Genomic DNA, 17,450 nt, shown 5'->3' on the forward strand with positions numbered 1-17,450 from the left:
GGCACGTAGCCTTGCCCAGCGGCCAGGACGATGCAAGTAAAGAAAGCGGCGCATCAAGCGCCGCTTTCCCGTTTTACATCACGCCACGATGTCGCTGGTCGCTGCCTGGCCGACGGTGCTGACCTGGAAGTCCGCCACGCCGTGCCCGGAGAAGTCCACCGACAACAGGCTGTTGCCGCCCGACGAGGTCAGGATCGCGTCGCCGGCCGAACCGGTGAAGCTGCTGACGAAGTGCAGGCCGGAACCGTTGGTGATGGCGCTCAGGTCGATTTTGTCCAGACCGCTGACGAAATCGAGGATCTGATCGATTGCACCCGGCTTGGAGTCGGAGCTGGAGGCGAACACGAAAGTGTCCGAACCCGCACCGCCCCACAGTTTGTCCGCACCACCAGCGCCGTAGATGATGTCGTTGCCGGCACCGCCCTTCAGCTCGTTGGACGCACTGTTACCGATCAGCAGGTCGTTGCCCGAACCACCAATGGCGTTCTCGATGGTCACGCCCTTGGCGATGGACACGTTACCGATCATGCCGCCAACGTCGGAGAACGAGGCTTCGTTGAGATTGATCTTCTGGTTCTGGGTGAAACCCGAGAAGTCGAAGGTGTCCTTGCCGCCCGCGTCCCACACCGAGAACACCAGCTTGTCGCTCGACGACGAGGCGCTGAGGAAATCGCGACCGGCGTTGGAGTTGAAGCCGTAGGTGGTGTCACCGGTACGGGTGGTCAGATTGGCGCCGTACAGCTTCTGGATCGCTGCAATGTCGTCCATCAGCGGGCCGGAGGCATAGGCTTCCACACCACCCTTACTGAAGTTCTGAGCGGTGTTGCTTTCGCTCCAGTAACTCATGAGGCTGTAACCGCGGGTGTCCTGCCCGTAGGAAGCATCCTTGTAAGTCGGATTGCCTTCGCCGGCGTTGTAGTCGCCAGGGTGAGACAGGCCCAGGGTGTGGCCGATTTCGTGGGTCAGGGTCTGACGCCCGTAATTGTTCAGGCCCGGGGTTTTGTTGACGTCGTAGCCACTGCCGGTCAGGTACCAGGATTGACCGTCATAGCCTGGCTCGGTGCCTGGCAGGAACGCAAACGCCGCCGCGCCTTCCTGACCGCCACTGTAGTTACCGAAGGTCATGTGACCGTCGCCACCACGGGCCGATTCGGTGAACGTCACGTTGGCGACATCCGCCCACGACTGCATGGCGAGCACGGCCTGGGCTTTCTGCAGGGAGCTGAACTGACTGAAACCGGTGACGCCCAGGCCGCTGAAGTTAGCGGTTTTGGCGGTCAGAAAGGTGTAGGTCAGTTCGATCTTGCCGCTGTTGTCGAGGTCGTGCCAGGAGGCACCGTCGCGCAACAATTGAGTGGCGGCTTGATCCACCGAGAAGGACGGTTTGCCATTGACCGTGAGGTTGCCGCCACGATCGTATTGATGGCTGAAGCTGTTGATCTGGTTCCAGGCAGAGCTGGTCGCAGCCAGAGATTGCGCTGCGCCGACAGGCACGAATGTGTCTGCGGTGATATCAACAGCATTAGCTTTTACTTTCGACATAAACACACTTCCTTGTTTAGCAATGGAACAGTTTTTGTCAGATAGCGACAATCCCTGGCGAGATCGTCCTATCACTCGCCCAATGAAGGCGTAAGAAACCTGACACAATTTGAAATCTGTCGTCTAGCGTTTTTTTGAGATCAAATTGAACTGTTGCGTAAAACTGCCGAAAACAAAGCCTGCGGGGTCGAAAGATTGTTTTACCGGGCATCACCACGCCCAATTGTCTGACGATTTTCTATTTAAATATTAAATATTAGTAAGTTGTTTTTTGTTAGACGCGTCTCACTTTCCTGCACTCTACTAGTGCAATGCCAGTGTATTGATATCAAATAAAATGCTGCGCTGAAAACACATTGTGGGAGCGGGCTTGCTCGCGAATGCGGCTTATCAATCAACATAATTGCTGACTGAACGGACGCATTCGCGAGCAAGCCCGCTCCCACAGGAATGAAGTGAATCAACTACCCGTTCGAATCTTGTTCCACACCCGTGTGCGGATCCGGTCAATGTTCAGCGGCATTGCCTCCAGCGCAAACAGCTTGCCCATCATCTCCGGGCTCGGATACACCTTGGTGTCACCCTTGATTGCCGGATCGATCAGGCTGTCGGCCTGCTGGTTGCCATTGGCGTAGTGCACGTAATTGCTGATGCCGGCCATCACATCCGGACGCAGCAAATAGTTCATGAACGCGTAACCGGCCTTCTCGTCCGGCGCATCGGCGGGCATGGCGACCATGTCGAACCAGATGGCGGCGCCTTCCTTGGGAATCGCGTAACCGATGTCGATGCCGTTCTTCGCTTCCTTGGCGCGGTTTTCCGCCTGCAAGATGTCACCGGAGAAACCGACCGCCACGCAGATATCGCCATTGGCCAGGTCGCTGGTGTACTTCGAGGAATGGAAGTAGCTGACATACGGCCGCACTTTCATCAGCAATGCTTCGGCTTTCTTGTAGTCCTCGGGGTTCTTGCTGTGGGGCGGCAAGCCCAGGTAATTGAGGGCTGCCGGCAGCAATTCCGGGCCGTTATCGAGGATCGCCACGCCGCACTTCTGCAGTTTTTCCATGTATTCGGGCTTGAAGATCAGATCCCAGGAATCCACTGGCGCGTTATCACCCAGCACCGCCTTGACCTTGGCGACGTTGTAGCCGATGCCGGTGCTGCCCCACAGATACGGAAAGCCGTGCTCGTTGTTCGGGTCGTTGACCTGCAAGGCCTTGAGCAACACCGGGTTGAGGTTTTTCCAGTTCGGCAACTGGCTCTTGTCGAGCTTCTTCAGCGCCCCGCCCTGGATCTGCCGCGCCATGAAGTGGTTGGACGGGAACACCACGTCATAACCGGATTTGCCGGTCATCAACTTGCCGTCGAGGGTTTCGTTGCTGTCGTAGACGTCATAGGTGACGCCGATGCCGGTATCTTTCTGGAAATTTTTCGTGGTGTCCGGCGCGATGTAGTCCGACCAGTTGTAAATCTTCACCGTTTCGGCGGCATGACTAATGGAGGCGGCCAGCAGCAGCGGCGCCAGAGCGAGGGTTTTCTGGATCATGGGGTCGATTCCTGTAGTGGCTATTTTTGTTGGCAGGCAATCAAAGGATCAAACAATCAGAAAATAAGGACGTAGCTCTTGCGCACGGTCTCCTGGATATCCCAGATGCCGAGCGTATTGGCCGGCAACATCAGTGCGTCGCCACCTTGTATGTGCAGGGTTTCGCCGCCGTCGTCCGGGGTGAACGTGCAACGGCCGGAGATGAAGTGGCAGAACTCCTGTGCGGTGATCTGCCGGCGCCAGCGCCCCGGGGTGCATTCCCAGACGCCGGTTTCAACGCCGTCATCGCGCTCGACGCTGGTGGTCGAGGCAATGGCGACCGGCTCGCCGAGTGGCACGGCCACCGGGCTGGATTCGTCCAGTTGCAGGCTGGCGGTGTTCTTGAACTGCGTAATGCTCATGGTGAGACCTGTCTTGTGAAGAAAACGGCGGTTAGTGCATGAAACCTTCCATGAAGCCCGCGACCTGACTGGCCAGCTTGCGCCGCCACGGGGCGCTGGCCGGGTTGGCCAGGGTCTGGTCTTCGTGGACGAAACTTTTGATGATCGCGTTGTAGCCAAGCCAGCGGCACGGCTCCGGCTCCCAGGCGCGTAGCGCATGAATCCCGCCGTCCGGCAGCACCCACGGCTGATGCACCAGTTCGGTATCGCGCTCAAGAATCAGATCGGCCAGGGTGCGGCCGCCGAGATTGCTGGCACCCACACCCTCCCCGCCATAACCGCCGGACAGCGCAATGCCATTGGCGCGATCGCAGAGCATGTGCGGCTTGAAATGCCGGGACATGCCGAGGTTGCCGCCCCAGGCGTGGGTGATCTGCACGTTTTTCAACTGCGGAAACAGCTCGCCGAACAGATAGCGCCGCAGCTCGACTTCATCACGGGTCAGATCGAAGTTATGGCGCAGTTTGCCGGCGAACTGATAACCGCCGCGGGCGCCGAAGATCAGGCGGTTATCGGCGCTGCGCTGGCCATAAGTGACCTGACGGCTGAACTCACTGAAAGCCTGGCCACGGTTGAGGCCGATTTCATCCCAGGTCGCTGCCGACAACGGCTCGGTGGCAACAATCAGACTCTGCACCGGCAACTGATAGCGACCCAGCGGTGGGAGCGTGACCGAATAGCCTTCGACCGCCGGCACAATCCAGCGACTGCGCACACTGGCCCTGGCCGTGCGCAAGCTGCCGGACTGCCAGTGCGTGACCGGGCTGTTTTCGTAGATCTTCACGCCCATGCTCTGCACGGTACGCGCCAGACCGCGCACCAGTTTCGCCGGGTGAATGGTCGCCACGTGCGGCGCATAAATGCCGCCGTAGGGTTTCGCCACACGAATCTGTTGCGCCAGTTGCTCGGGGTTCAGCCAGCGGTAATCGTTGTCGGTCAGGCCTTGGGCGTGCAGTTTGTCGAGGTATTCGCGCAGACTGGCTTCCTGCTCCGGGTAACGAGCGGCGCAGTACAGCACCCCGCCTTTACGGTAATCGCAGTGGATGCCCTCACGTTCGAGGACAACTTCCACTTCATCCGGAATGCTGTGCAGCAGATCAAACGATGCGCGACGTTGTTCTGGAGAGAGACCGGCGAGCAGTCGATCCTCGCCCAGCAGGTTACCCATCAGCCAGCCGCCATTGCGCCCGGACGCGCCGAAACCGGCGGTTTGCGCCTCGACGATGGCGATATCGAGACCGGGGGCGAGCTTTTTCAGGTAGTACGCGGTCCACAACCCGGTATAACCGGCGCCGATGATCGCCACGTCGACATCCAGATTCTGTTCCAGCGCCGGCCGCGCAATCAACGGCTCGTCGAGTTGATCCATCCACAAACTGATAGTGCGCCACGCCGGCATGCAAGACTCCGTCACTGAAAACCTTCGATGGCGTCGATCCTAGTGCGTGACTTCAATCACTGTCTTGCGCGCGTGCCCGCAAAGAAATTTGTTTGGCGTAGGCCTTCGGCGACTGGCCGGTGTGCTGGCGAAAACAACTGTAAAACGCTGACAGCGAGTTGAAACCGGCAGCAAACGCCAGCTCATCGATACGCAGCGGCGGCGTGGCCTGATCCAGTGACTTGAGCAAGTGCTGCAAGCGTGCCTGATTGACGTAGCGGTAAAAGCTTTGGCCGAGCACCTGATTGAGCAGGTAGGAAATCTGGTTGCGGCTGTAGCCGCACTCCTTCGCCACCCGTTGCAGATCCAGTTCCGGATCCAGATACGGTTGCTGGCGTTCGAAATATTGCTGCAGATCCTCGGCCATGAAACTGATCTGGCGCGGCGACAGCCCCAAGCGACTGACCGCCGGGCGCTGACTGGGTGCGACAGCGCCGTTGGTTTGCGTGCGGACCAGCGAGGCGTATTCGTTGACCCGCCAGATCAAGCCGTCCTTGACCGTGAGCGCTTCACTGGAACGGAACGACACCAGCCCGTCACCGCCGCGCAGGGTCACTTCGTACTGAATGAACGCGGTGTTGCCATCCACGCGGATCCGGTCGCAATGTTCGAGCGCTTCGTCGGATTCTCGCGGCATGCTCACGCGCACGTACTCGCGCAACTCGTCGAGACCGAGGACCCGGTTCTGGAAAAAATCGTTGTATTGGACGTCCGGGTGATACAGCGCCATGACGCTGTCCAGATCGCGGTGCTTCCAGCTCAGGTGGTAACGCATGACCGTGGCGGCCGTGGCCGGGGTCTGTTCTGGGCCGTCATCGTCGGCGTGCATAAAGGGCTCGGCGCAAAAGAATTTAGCTTGCCCAAGTTCGACAAAACGATCAACGAGCAAACCGTAGTGGCCATTTGGCGATGACTGATCCCGACGTGACTTACATCAAAAAACGCGCAGCAATCGCAAAATGAACTGAAAAATCTCACGGAAAATTCACATACGGGTGCTACTTTTAACGTCACTGACCGGTTGAGCCAATGAAGGCTCTTCCCACCTAACATGAGCAAAAGGAAGCGCTCGATGAAGAAGGCGGGCAACACATGAATAAAGGCTCCAGTAAAGTCACGTTTCCCAATGCGTGCCAACTGATGCGTTGGCACTTTCATCCCATGGGTTTTGAGGCAACGATGGATGCGCCGGGCAGCATGATTGCCCGTCTGTTTGATCGTGCCAGCGGTGAAACCATGATCGCCATCGCCGGTATTCCTTGTGCGACGGTGATGAACGCGGCCGATGTCGAGCGCATCATTGAGGCTGTGGAAGACGAACTGGAGGCTTTCATTCCTCCGGAGTCTCTCAAGAGTTACGCATAAACTATTGTTTTATATAAAAAAGCCCGCCAATTCAGGCGGGCTTTTTTTGTGCTTGCGTGCTACGCGTTTTGCGGCTGTTTCCGGTGATCGACGAAGAATGCCTTGCCTTGGGCAACCCGATCGGACGCCCTTGGCATGTTCACCGCCTGGGTATCCTGCGGCTCGACGTACCAGTAGCAATGGCTGACCGCCCGGGTGATACCAACGTAGGCCAGACGCAGGATCTCGTCCTTCTGCGCCGTGTCATAAGGCTCACTGTCGCCAGCCTTGCCCAAGCCGGCCATGCGATACACCTGGTTCTTGTAGGGCGAACTGGTCAGGTGCTGGCAGTCACCGAGCAGGAACACCGCATCAGCCTGCAGCCCCTTGGCGCTGTGGTAAGTCAGCTGTTTCAGCCGTCGCGCTTCGTACGGCAAGCTCGAATCAACATTAACTACAGGCTGAATATGCTGCTCTATCAATAACTTATCGCTGCTTTTTCGATAGAGCATCAAGATCGAATCGCCACGATTGTAATGTTCGGCCAAGCGCTGCCCCATGGCCTGGTCATCACGCTCTAGCACGTTGACCGGCTGCGCAGGCTTGGGCGCACCGCTGGCCTTGGCCTTCTTGCCGGGGATTGCCGGCGCGGCACGAACGATGTGTTCGGCAGCATCGATGATGTGCTGATGGCTGCGATAGTTGTCGCTGAGCATCACCCGCGTGGTGCTCGGTGACGGGAATTCCTTGTTGAACTCCATGAAGTAACTGGGCGAACTGCCGCGCCAACCGTAGATCGACTGCCAGTCATCGCCTACGCAGAGCAACGAAGAACGCTGCGCACCCCGCCCGACATGCATGGCCGGGCCGCGACTGCGGATTTCCGCGAGGCTGGCACGGATCCACGAGACGACCTGCGGCGATACGTCCTGAAATTCGTCGATCATCAAGTGCGACATGGGCCGCAGCAGCTCATCGCTGAGCAGCTTGAGGTTCTCTGGGGAATGCTCGCTGAACAGCGCAAACATTCGGTTGTAGGTCATCACCGGAGGCTTCTGATCGAGCAGATGATCTTCCAGGGCGCGCCAGAACAGGCTCAGCGCCTCGAAGAAGAATCGATCCGGGTCGTCCTTGGCAAAGCTCATGCGGCCGACGGCATCCGGCACATCCAGCCCAAGGTTTTCGATAAAGCCGGCCGCCGCAACAAAACAGTCCAGTAACGGCGCCGAAACCAGTTCACCTTTGACCTTGTAATCGAACCCCGGACCCGCGCTCGCATCGCCAGCCAACGTCGACAGAACCCGCTTTGACATTTCATAGCTATCCAGCCAAATCAATGGTTTATGACAGAAAGCTTGAAACAGGGTGCGCTTCACAGCCCATTCAGCACGCACGCTAAGCTTGGCGTTGGGGCGGCAGATTTGCGGGTTTTCCCGGGGATCGAAGCCGAGCACTACCCAGGCATCGAGGCTGGGAATGTAGCCGTGGCAGTGAAAGGTCGAACCGTTGATCTCGAACGTCTGCCGGCTGGGCTCAATGCCCTTGATCGGCCAGGCACCGGCGCGAAACCACAGGTCTTCGATGGCATCGCACAGTTCTTCGTCGCGTTTGGCCGCCAGCTCGGTCACCGCCATGCGCTTTTGCACGTCCGGGTGATCGCGCTCAAGCTCCTTGAGCTGCAAGGCAGCCTTGGCCAGTGGTTGAATCAACTGGCGGAAACGTTGGTCCTGATTGAATAACCGGTGGTAGCAGGCGTTGAGCTGCTGGCGCTGGGCATCATTGATTCGCAGATCGAACGGGTTGCTGTCGACCTCCTCGTCAGCGCCTTGCGCGCGATTGCTGAGATTTTCAAAAGCCTGTAAGCGCTCGAACCCCGGCAAGCTGCGAACCATTGGCAGAATGCGTGAGTGAAAGGTGCGCACCAGCTCCCGTGCCTGTTTCAGGCTTAACGACTGGCCCCAGAGCGCGAATATCTCGATCAGCTTATTGATGAAATCCTTGCGCGACTCACGGGTGAAGGTCACCACGGTCATCGAATCCAGCTCAAAGCCCAGATAATGCGTAAGCAACAGGATCCGCAGCACCAGCGTAGTCGACTTGCCTGCCCCGGCCCCGGCGATCACCGAGGTCGAAGGAGTGTCACTGAAAATCATCTTCCATTGAGCGAGGCTTGGCTGGGCATGCGCGGGCAGCAGGCGCGCCACATCGGCTTTCATGCGCTTCTTCAGCTCGGCGCTGAGCGGCAGACGCCAGTCGTCGAACAGATGATTATCGACGCTCGGCGGACGATGCTCGGTGCTGCGACTGTCACGAATCAACAGCACCTGCCGGCCTTCTTCCAGGCCTTCGAGTTTCCCCTCCTTGAAGCCGTACTCCACGCCAGCGGTGTGTCCGCTGCGAAAACCGTCCGCCTGGCCGTGCAGCCACGACGCACGGTGTTGAGCGCGCAAGCGTGTCAGGCCATGGCCGAAGAAACGTGCGGCCAGACGCTTGAACCATGGCATCTCGGCCAGTGGGCGAAGTTCGGGAGGAAGATCGGGAGTGTGTTGCGCCACGCTGAGGGGCTCCAGTGTGTGAGGCTGTTGGGGGCTATGGTGGCTTTATTTGCTCATGAGTTCTAGCGAAATGCTTACAGCTCATTGGTTTAGGCGATGAACTGAAAGTTGGATGAGATCGTTTCGAGCCAGATTCTCATCAACGGATTCGATGAGAATACCGCACTTTTTACGCTTTTTCTCGATGGTTGCCTCATGGATGATGCCCGTCATAACCGACGGTCTCGCTTCGTGGCTTTGGCGTTACGCCCCATGACGAACCTTTTGAGGAGACGATCATGCTTGAACTCAGACCTTTCAATACACTGGGCGGCGCTCACCACGGCTGGTTGGATGCCCATCACCACTTTTCGTTCGCCGAATACTACGACCCGCAACGCATGAACTGGGGCAATCTGCGGGTGTGGAACGATGACGTGATCGCCGCCGGCACCGGATTTCCACTGCACCCGCACCGCGACATGGAAATCATCACTTACGTGCGTGAAGGCGCGATTACCCACCAGGACAACCTTGGCAACAAGGGCCGTACTGAAGCAGGCGACGTGCAGGTCATGAGTGCCGGTACCGGCATCGCACACAGCGAGTACAACCTTGAAGACAAGGAGACCCGAATCTTCCAGATCTGGATTCTGCCGACGGAAACTGGCGCGCCGCCATCGTGGGGTGCCAAACCGTTCCCCAAAGGCCAGCGAGAAGGCTTCGTGACCCTGGCCAGCGGCAAGGATGGCGACGACCAGAGCCTGCGAATTCGCGCCGATGCGCGCTTGGTCGCGGCCAACCTCAAGGCTGGCGAAACTGCTGAATATCAGCTGGAGGCGGGACGTCGAGCCTACCTGGTGCCCGCCACCGGCGTGATTGAAGTCAATGGCTTGCGCGCGAAAGCTCGGGACGGTGTTGCCGTCGAGCATGAGTCGGTGCTCACGGTAACGGCGCTGGAAGACAGCGAAATCGTGTTGGTGGATCTGGCTTAGATTGCGGGTATGAAAAAGGGTGACCAATTGGGTCACCCTTTTTACACAGGATTTAACGGCTGCCAACCTTGTGGCGAGGGAGCTTGCTCCCGCCGGGGCGCGAAGCGGCCCTGTTTTGCGACTGCTTTGCAGCCGAGCGGGAGCAAGCTCCCTCGCCACAGTTTTTTTGGTATTTACTACTATTTCGTAGAAATAGCACCATCCACCAGGGTTTGCGCTTCGGCCACCAGTTGCTTGAGGTGGTCGTCGCCAATGAAGCTTTCGGCGTAGATCTTGTAGATGTCTTCGGTGCCCGAAGGACGCGCGGCGAACCAGCCGTTTTCGGTCATCACCTTCAGACCACCAATGGCCTGATCGTTGCCCGGCGCATGGCTGAGAATGCTCTGAATCTTCTCGCCTGCCAGTTCGGTCGACGTTACTTGCTCCGGCGACAGTTTGCTCAACAACGCTTTCTGCTCAGGGTTGGCCTTGGCGTCTACGCGCACCGAGAACGGCTCGCCCAGCTCATCGGTCAGTGCGCGATAAGCCTGGCTTGGATCACGCCCGGTACGAGCAGTCATTTCCGCCGCCAACAACGCCGGAATCAGACCGTCCTTGTCGGTGCTCCAGACGCCGCCATCCTTGCGCAGGAACGAAGCGCCAGCACTCTCCTCGCCACCAAAACCCAGCAAACCATCGAACAGGCCATCGGCAAACCATTTGAAACCGACCGGCACTTCGTACAGACGACGTCCCAGACGCTTGGCCACACGATCGATCAGGCCACTGCTGACCACGGTTTTACCTACGGCGGCGTCGGCGCGCCATTGCGGACGGTTCTGAAACAGGTAATCGATGGACACCGCCAGATAGTTGTTCGGTGCCAGCAGACCACCCGACGGGGTGACGATGCCATGGCGATCGTGATCTGGGTCGCAGGCGAAGGCCACGTCGTAACGCTCCTTGAGACCGATCAAACCTTGCATGGCATGGCTGGACGACGGGTCCATACGGATCTGTCCATCCCAGTCGACCGTCATGAAGCGGAAAGTCGGATCAACCTGCTTGTTCACCACATCCAGATCAAGACGGTAACGCTCGGCAATCGCCGACCAGTAGCGCACCCCTGCTCCGCCCAATGGGTCTACACCCAGACGCAGCTTGGCGTCACGGATGGCATCGAAGTCGATCACATTGATCAGGTCTGCGACGTAAGTGTTCAGAAAGTCATGACGGTGGGTGGTGCTGGCCTTGAGCGCCTGCTCGTAGCTGATGCGTTTGACGCCTGCCAGCTTGTTGGCCAGCAGTTCGTTGGCCTTGGCTTCGATCCACTTGGTGATGTGGGTATCGGCCGGGCCGCCGTTGGTAGGGTTGTATTTGTAACCCCCGCTTTGTGGCGGGTTGTGCGACGGCGTAATCACAATGCCATCGGCCAGGCCCGAGGTGCGGCCACGGTTGTAGCAGAGAATTGCATGCGAAACCGCAGGTGTCGGCGTGTATTCGTCACCTTCGGCGATCATCACGGTCACGCCGTTGGCCGCCAGCACTTCCAGCGCACTGGCCCCGGCCGGGGTCGACAGCGCGTGAGTGTCGATACCGACGAACAACGGGCCGTCGATGCCCTGGGCTTCGCGGTACAGGCAGATCGCCTGGCTGATCGCCAGAACGTGCCACTCATTGAAACTCAGGTCGAAGGAGCTGCCGCGGTGCCCGGAAGTACCGAATGCAACACGCTGGGTGGCAATCGAAGCGTCCGGTTGGCCGGTGTAATAAGCCGTTACCAGTCGCGGGATGTCGACCAACAATTCTGCTGGTGCCGGTTTGCCCGCAAAAGGACTGATAGTCATGCAAAACCTCTGAAATAGAGTGGTTCAGGAAATACAGCGCAGTTTACTGACAGTTCGACCGCAGCGCGACGGGATCTATCCGACAGATTTCAACGTTCATTCCAGCGGCGCCAAGCGCAACGCCTCTCCCAACCTCTCGAGCGCTCCGCCCAAGCCGCTCTCTCCGTGATCCATCAGGTTCAGGCGCAGATGCCGACGGTGCAATCCCTGCAAGCTGAACAGTTCGCCCGGCGCAATCAACACCTGTTGCCTGAGCAGGCGCTGAAACACATCGCGCATATCCACCGGCCGCCGTGCCCGCACCCAGACCGTCGCCCCACCTTGTGGCTCGACAACCTGCAGCGCTTCGCCCAGACGTTCGCGCAACAAGTCGATCATCGGCGTACGACGTTCCTTTAGGCGCCGGCGAAGTACGTACAGATGCTGGTCGACCCGACCGTTTCCATACAGCCGGGCAATGGCTTTCTGGCGAACGGGCGACAACCGGAACGAGCGCATCAGAAAATGCCGCTGCATTTCGTGCTTCCATTGGCGCGTCAACACGTACCCGTATGGCGCTTCGATACCGATGAATTTCTCGAACGTGGAGAAGACCAGCAGTCGGTCAGGATCCAGCTGATCACGCAGACGCTCGACGCCCGTTACCTCGCCCAGTTCACCGTAGCAGTCGTTTTCCAGCACCCAGGTACCGTGCTCGCCAAGCAGGCCGGCGATCGCGTTGCGGTTATCCGCTGGAACCTGTGTACCGCGCGGCATGCACAGGCCTGAGGACAGCAGAATCAGCCGCACGTCTTCGGTCTTGAGCAGTGTTTCCAGCCGCTGCAGCTCCAGCCCGCCACAAGCCTGCAACGGCAGTTCGATTACACGCACCTCAGCCGCCTGCAGCAACCGCAGTATCACCCAGTCACAGGGCGACTCGACCAGAATGGTTGTGTGCCTGAGCTGCAGAACGGCCACCAGGATCTCCAGCACCCCGCGCATATCCGCGCCGATGTAAACATCCTCGGCGTGCCAGCACTGCTTTGGCGAGGTGGTATAGCGGGCCGCCAGGACGGCGCGTAATTCCAGTTCACCACAAGGCTGGTCGAGCAACGGCGGCTGGCGGGGATACTGGCGCAGCAGCTCACGCTCCAACAACAGCAATGGACTGTCCAGTGATTGCAGCGAAACCGGATCATCAGCATTCAACAAACGCATACCCGGGTGCCGCGCGTTGACATAGAGCGTTTCGAGCAGATCATTGCTCATGGCAGGTGGCGTCCCCCCCGAAACCGCCCTGGCGTAATACCCGGACTTGGCCACCGAATAGATCCGCCCTTCCTTTTCGAGCAACGAGTAAGCGTATTGAATGGTCGAGATCGACACGTTCAAGCGATCTGCCAACTGACGTAGCGATGGCAGCCTTGAATTGCCATCGCCAGCCGACTCGGCCATCAAGCGCATCAGGTATCGATAGACTGCCTGGTAGGCGAAACCGGATTCCCGTGCAGCCTTCATGAGGCGGACACCATAACCGTTGGTGCGCCCAAGGATCGCTCGCTCACTTCATCGTTCCACTGACCGGTCACCCACGCCGGCGCCATCGAGGCCTGCTGCGTCGAGTGCGGTCTCCAGTGTTTGCCGGGCCGCACCGTGCGCAGGCAAGGGTTCCATGGCGTAGAGGTGGCCGATGAGCCGAACCGGTAAACCGCTGACGTCCATCATCCACTGCATTACCTGCTCCGGGCCGTGCAGCCCCTGCATGGCCCGATGCAAATCAGGCAGCGCCACCAACATGCCGGGATGACAGCTGCGCAGGAACCGCTCGAGCCCGGCTCCACGCTCGATGAACGGCGTGAACAGCAGGCAGACCCATTGTGCTTCGTTCAGACCGTAAGTCTGGTGCAGCCAGCTCGCCGCGGCTTCGCGCAGTTCTTCCGTGGTCTGCCGTTGCCCCAATCTTGCGATCATCTGCTCGCAGACCGGTTCCGGCACCCGCTGCAGCTGCATGTTCGCCAGCATGCGCTGGACATGTTCAGAGAACCCCGCTTCATAGCTGCGATCGCTGAGGAACTCGGCTTCCAGGCCGCGTAAATGGGCCTCGATCAAAGGGTCGGCGTATTCGCCCTCACCCTGGTGAAACACCCATCCCTCTGCCTCGAACCCCAGAAACTCGCTCAGTAGCGGCCAGCGTTCTTCAAGATTGCCGACCGCCATGTCATGAATGTCGACAAATGTCGTGCGACGACATGACTCGAAGCCACCCTCGGGACGCCAGCATTGCCGCTCCGATTCGGAGTAAAAACCGCGATACAAATCCCCTCCCAATCCGTCCAGCAAAGCGAACAGCTCATCGAACGTCCCGGAATTCGGCTTCAGCGCCCCGATACCGGCCTTCTGCACGGCCCGGTCCAGGTCTTCGACAAACTGCTTCTGACGACGCGGCGATTCGCTGGCCAGCCAGGCATCCACGCCGTTACTCCAGCGAGCAATCTGGCCGTAAAATTCGGCCCAGGCCAGGCAGGCGTCGTCCCGCCACTCAAGCTTCTCGCCCCTGGCACGTCGATGCCCCATCATCAGCAGATTGGTGCGATGGGCGTCCGCGCTGTCCATTCCGAGTGGCGCCAGATGGTTGAACGGCAACACTTGTCGATGTTCCACCATGAGCAACTCGACACGGGGGTCGTCATACAGAAACAAGGCAGCGAAGCTGCGGTGCATGTTGTTCAGCGCCGCCGTCCCCGATTCGCTGCGGCGCAAGGTGGCCACACGTAACTGGAACGTGGCGGGGGCGCGGCCGGCAATACTCAACTGGGCGGCGCGCAGCAGCGCCAGCATGTAGCAACTGTCACGGGTACCGGATGGCGTCACCATGACCTTGTATTCACCCATGCGCTCCATTCCGCCGGCGGCGACCACCAGACGCTGGATCAGCAACTGCAGCGCTGTGCGCTCGGCTCTGGAAAAGAAACTCAGCAGGCGTTGCAATACTTGCTGGTAGACATAGTTCATTGCCTGATCATGGATCGTGCTCATCAGTACTTTACCCGGCATAAAAAATTCATATCGCGCATCAGCGATGACGCTGGCGCAATAAATTCATCAATAAGTAATAGACGATCAAATACTAACACTTATGATTTTGAAGTTATTTGAAACACTTGACGCAAGGAAGTCAGCAATCCCACCGCCTCAGACAACGTAAACCCCCGTCAGCATTGAGTTTTTTCTGATCAGAAAATATCTGAGGAAACTTCTTACAGCGTCCCACGAACATTGAGCACAACAAAAGCAGAACAACAATAGGAAATGCCCTACAGTCATTAAACAAAAACCGCTATATCGCCCACGAGGGGAAACGTTAAACGCGAAATGAAAAACAGAATGCACAGACATGGCTCATTCCTTGAGATGAAAGTAATCATTCAATTATCAGGGCTTATATGGCGAATAGAAGATACAGATGGCAGACAAAAACCGGTTCAGATGCACAACCGGCCACGCACCATGCTTGGTCTGTCTGATTATTTGCGAGAGGTAAAAACGCAAGAGTCCGTGGGGCCACGGACTCTGTTCGGAGGGAGTTAAGCGGGTTCGACCTGCAGGGCGACCCGTTCGCGGCATGGGCATTCGTCCATGTAGCGATGTGCTTCGACGAACTCGTTGAACGGGAAGACCCGGGTCTTGAGCGGCAGCAGCACACGGTCGGCCGTCAACTGATTGATATCACGCAGGGCACGTTGCAAGGCGACTTGATCCTGAACAATGCCCAACTCGGGTTTACCGGTGAAATTACCGATGCAGTGCACAAAGAACTGGATGTTTTTCTGGAACGCCGCACAGGCCGGAAATGGTGTCTGGTTGCCACCCTGCAGACCATACAGGACCAGGCTGCCACGCGGTGCGAGGACATCGCCGAGCAATGACATCTGCGGGCCGCCCAGACCGTCGAACACCACATCGACACCACGGTTGTCGGTGATCTTGTTGATTCGCATCAACAAGTCTTCTTCCTCGGTGACGATGACTTTCTCGGCACCCAGCGACAGCAGGTACTCACGCTCATCAGCGGTTTTCGTCGCGGCAATCACCCGCACGCCCATGGCCTTGCCCAACTGGACAAAGGACGGACCGGCGCAATGGCTGGCATCAGTGACCAAGGCAAACTGCCCTGGTTTGACCCGCGCCAGATCGGCGTAGGCGAAGTAAGCGATCAACAACGGCGTGTAATGCACGCTGGCCTCAACCGGGCTGAGCACATCCGGATAACGGGTCAGCGCGGTACGTGGCAGCACGATCTGCTCGCCATACACCGGGTAATCGTTCGGGCTTTCGGCCGGGAAACTGGCTACCTTGTCGCCGACCGACAGATCGTCCACACCGTCACCGACGGCGGTGACCACACCGGCCATTTCATGGCCGAGACCGGACGGCAGGCGTGCCTGGGACGAGGCCAGATTCTGACGCCAGAGAATGTCGTACCAGCTGATGCCGATCGCCTCGACACGCACCTGCACTTCGCCAGGACCTGGCTGAGCGGCCGCATGCTCTTCGCATTTGAGCACCTCGGCCGGACCAAACTTGTGAAAACGGATCGTGCGGGACATCGCAAACCTCGTCAAAGTAACCTCTAATGCCCTGAACTCTATCTGGGCTTTTGACCCAAGACTATCAGTGGCTATTAATAGTCGACATGCCTGCCATTGATTCCGCAGTATGAACGGCATTGGCAAAATTGATGAAAAAATGCCGCCACCGGCCCGGTAAAGCTGAATTTAGCGGTGCAGAGTACCAGCCTTTCCCCGTAATATTCATGCCGGCCATTGTTCTCATATGGTCGCTCTCGTCAAGCTTGATGACTCTGCCAGGACTCCAGATGAATCGTAATGACCTGCGTCGTGTCGACCTGAACCTGTTGATCGTATTCGAAACATTGATGCACGAACGCAGCGTGACCCGCGCCGCCGAGAAGCTGTTTCTAGGCCAGCCGGCGATCAGTGCGGCGCTCTCGCGCCTGCGCAGCCTGTTCGATGACCCGTTGTTCGTGCGCACCGGACGCAGCATGGAACCGTCCGCCCGCGCGGTGGAAATCTTCGCCCTGCTCTCCCCGGCGCTCGACTCGATTTCAACGGCTGTCAGCCGCGCGGCGGAATTCGACCCCGCCACCAGCACTTCGGTATTTCGCATTGGCCTGTCCGACGACGTCGAATTCGCCCTGCTGCCGATGCTGCTCAAACGCCTGCGCGCCGAAGCACCGGGCATCGTCCTCGTCGTGCGCCGAGTCAACTACATATTGATGCCGGGCATGCTGGCCTCCGGCGAAATCTCCATCGGCGTCAGCTACACCACCGACCTGCCGGCCAACGCCAAGCGCAAGGTGCTGCGCCGCAGCCAGCCGAAACTGCTGCGCGCCGACACCGTGCCGGGGCCGCTAAGCCTGGATGATTACTGCGCACGCCCGCACGCTCTCGTGTCGTTCGCCGGCGACCTCAGTGGCTTTATTGATGAAGAGCTGGAGAAACTCGGGCGCAAGCGCCACGTGGTGCTGGCCGTGCCGCAGTTCAATGGCTTGAGTACGTTGCTTGCCGGCACTGACATTGTTGCGACCGTGCCGGACTACACCGCGGATGCGCTGACGGCTGCCGGCGGTGTGCGGGCGGAGGATCCACCGTTGCCGACGCGCACGTTCGAACTGCATATGGCGTGGCGTGGGTCGCAGGATAACGATCCGGGGGAGCGTTGGTTGCGGTCGCGGATTCAAATGTTCTTTGGCGATCCGGACAGTCTCGAGCTGCCTGCACATTAA

General features: G+C 58.7%; 13 protein-coding genes. 3 read left to right on the plus strand and 10 right to left on the minus strand.

The annotated features are described in order from the left end of the window. Positions 1 to 78 precede the first annotated feature (78 nt). The 5 genes from V3W27_RS04240 to V3W27_RS04260 all read right to left on the minus strand — a co-directional run bounded on the left by V3W27_RS04240 (position 79) and on the right by V3W27_RS04260 (position 5,795). A complete protein-coding gene (locus tag V3W27_RS04240; protein ID WP_330206000.1) occupies positions 79 to 1,542 on the minus strand; it encodes a serralysin family metalloprotease in 1,464 nt (487 codons plus the stop codon). A 460-nt stretch (positions 1,543 to 2,002) separates the two neighbouring features. After that, the gene (locus tag V3W27_RS04245; RefSeq protein WP_027612779.1) at positions 2,003 to 3,088 is read right to left on the minus strand and encodes a polyamine ABC transporter substrate-binding protein; all 1,086 of its coding nucleotides are present in this window, start codon (positions 3,086 to 3,088) and stop codon (positions 2,003 to 2,005) included. A 56-nt stretch (positions 3,089 to 3,144) separates the two neighbouring features. Beyond that, complete coding sequence (locus V3W27_RS04250; RefSeq protein ID WP_115989730.1) at positions 3,145 to 3,489, minus strand: cupin domain-containing protein; 345 nt, start codon at positions 3,487 to 3,489, stop codon at positions 3,145 to 3,147. A 31-nt stretch (positions 3,490 to 3,520) separates the two neighbouring features. Next, positions 3,521 to 4,927 (minus strand): NAD(P)/FAD-dependent oxidoreductase, encoded by a 1,407-nt coding sequence (locus tag V3W27_RS04255; RefSeq protein ID WP_330206001.1) that lies wholly within the window; start codon positions 4,925 to 4,927, stop codon positions 3,521 to 3,523. 52 nt (positions 4,928 to 4,979) lie between these two features. Further along, positions 4,980 to 5,795, minus strand: a complete 816-nt coding sequence (locus tag V3W27_RS04260; RefSeq protein WP_330206002.1) for a helix-turn-helix domain-containing protein — start codon at positions 5,793 to 5,795, stop codon at positions 4,980 to 4,982. Between the two features lie 263 nt (positions 5,796 to 6,058). Between V3W27_RS04260 and V3W27_RS04265 the strand changes: the two genes are divergently transcribed. Continuing rightward, the gene (locus V3W27_RS04265; protein WP_025109621.1) at positions 6,059 to 6,331 is read left to right on the plus strand and encodes a DUF1652 domain-containing protein; all 273 of its coding nucleotides are present in this window, start codon (positions 6,059 to 6,061) and stop codon (positions 6,329 to 6,331) included. Between the two features lie 59 nt (positions 6,332 to 6,390). Here the strand turns inward: V3W27_RS04265 and V3W27_RS04270 are convergent, their stop codons facing one another. Then, entirely contained in the window at positions 6,391 to 8,865 is a 2,475-nt protein-coding gene (locus tag V3W27_RS04270; RefSeq protein WP_330206003.1) for a UvrD-helicase domain-containing protein, read from the minus strand. A 278-nt stretch (positions 8,866 to 9,143) separates the two neighbouring features. Here V3W27_RS04270 and V3W27_RS04275 point away from each other — a divergent pair, with 278 nt between their 5' ends. Continuing rightward, entirely contained in the window at positions 9,144 to 9,839 is a 696-nt protein-coding gene (locus V3W27_RS04275; RefSeq protein ID WP_247267431.1) for a pirin family protein, read from the plus strand. Between the two features lie 179 nt (positions 9,840 to 10,018). Here the strand turns inward: V3W27_RS04275 and pgm are convergent, their stop codons facing one another. From pgm to V3W27_RS04295, 4 genes are all read right to left on the minus strand, one after another. Beyond that, entirely contained in the window at positions 10,019 to 11,665 is a 1,647-nt protein-coding gene (pgm, locus tag V3W27_RS04280) for a phosphoglucomutase (alpha-D-glucose-1,6-bisphosphate-dependent) (RefSeq protein WP_330206004.1), read from the minus strand. 96 nt (positions 11,666 to 11,761) lie between these two features. Further along, a complete protein-coding gene (locus V3W27_RS04285) occupies positions 11,762 to 13,162 on the minus strand; it encodes an aminotransferase-like domain-containing protein (protein WP_330206005.1) in 1,401 nt (466 codons plus the stop codon). 48 nt (positions 13,163 to 13,210) lie between these two features. Next, complete coding sequence (locus tag V3W27_RS04290) at positions 13,211 to 14,680, minus strand: hypothetical protein (protein ID WP_330206258.1); 1,470 nt, start codon at positions 14,678 to 14,680, stop codon at positions 13,211 to 13,213. 548 nt (positions 14,681 to 15,228) lie between these two features. Next, a complete protein-coding gene (locus V3W27_RS04295; protein WP_027612770.1) occupies positions 15,229 to 16,251 on the minus strand; it encodes a zinc-dependent alcohol dehydrogenase family protein in 1,023 nt (340 codons plus the stop codon). Between the two features lie 269 nt (positions 16,252 to 16,520). Between V3W27_RS04295 and V3W27_RS04300 the strand changes: the two genes are divergently transcribed. Next, complete coding sequence (locus V3W27_RS04300) at positions 16,521 to 17,450, plus strand: LysR family transcriptional regulator (RefSeq protein WP_330206006.1); 930 nt, start codon at positions 16,521 to 16,523, stop codon at positions 17,448 to 17,450.

The organism is Pseudomonas sp. AM14(2022) (assembly GCF_036346455.1).
In the GTDB taxonomy this organism is placed as follows: Bacteria; Pseudomonadota; Gammaproteobacteria; order Pseudomonadales; family Pseudomonadaceae; genus Aquipseudomonas; species Aquipseudomonas putida_A.

What these genes read in the sequence shown, in the direction of transcription:
- V3W27_RS04240 (WP_330206000.1), bottom strand. Translation starts at nt 1,542, where the DNA reads ATGTCGAAAGTAAAAGCTAATGCTGTTGATATCACCGCAGACACATTC.
- V3W27_RS04245 (WP_027612779.1), bottom strand. Translation starts at nt 3,088, where the DNA reads ATGATCCAGAAAACCCTCGCTCTGGCGCCGCTGCTGCTGGCCGCCTCC.
- V3W27_RS04250 (WP_115989730.1), bottom strand. Translation starts at nt 3,489, where the DNA reads ATGAGCATTACGCAGTTCAAGAACACCGCCAGCCTGCAACTGGACGAA.
- V3W27_RS04255 (WP_330206001.1), bottom strand. Translation starts at nt 4,927, where the DNA reads ATGCCGGCGTGGCGCACTATCAGTTTGTGGATGGATCAACTCGACGAG.
- V3W27_RS04260 (WP_330206002.1), bottom strand. Translation starts at nt 5,795, where the DNA reads ATGCACGCCGACGATGACGGCCCAGAACAGACCCCGGCCACGGCCGCC.
- V3W27_RS04265 (WP_025109621.1), top strand. Translation starts at nt 6,059, where the DNA reads ATGAATAAAGGCTCCAGTAAAGTCACGTTTCCCAATGCGTGCCAACTG.
- V3W27_RS04275 (WP_247267431.1), top strand. Translation starts at nt 9,144, where the DNA reads ATGCTTGAACTCAGACCTTTCAATACACTGGGCGGCGCTCACCACGGC.
- pgm (WP_330206004.1), bottom strand. Translation starts at nt 11,665, where the DNA reads ATGACTATCAGTCCTTTTGCGGGCAAACCGGCACCAGCAGAATTGTTG.
- V3W27_RS04285 (WP_330206005.1), bottom strand. Translation starts at nt 13,162, where the DNA reads ATGAAGGCTGCACGGGAATCCGGTTTCGCCTACCAGGCAGTCTATCGA.
- V3W27_RS04290 (WP_330206258.1), bottom strand. Translation starts at nt 14,680, where the DNA reads ATGAGCACGATCCATGATCAGGCAATGAACTATGTCTACCAGCAAGTA.
- V3W27_RS04295 (WP_027612770.1), bottom strand. Translation starts at nt 16,251, where the DNA reads ATGTCCCGCACGATCCGTTTTCACAAGTTTGGTCCGGCCGAGGTGCTC.
- V3W27_RS04300 (WP_330206006.1), top strand. Translation starts at nt 16,521, where the DNA reads ATGAATCGTAATGACCTGCGTCGTGTCGACCTGAACCTGTTGATCGTA.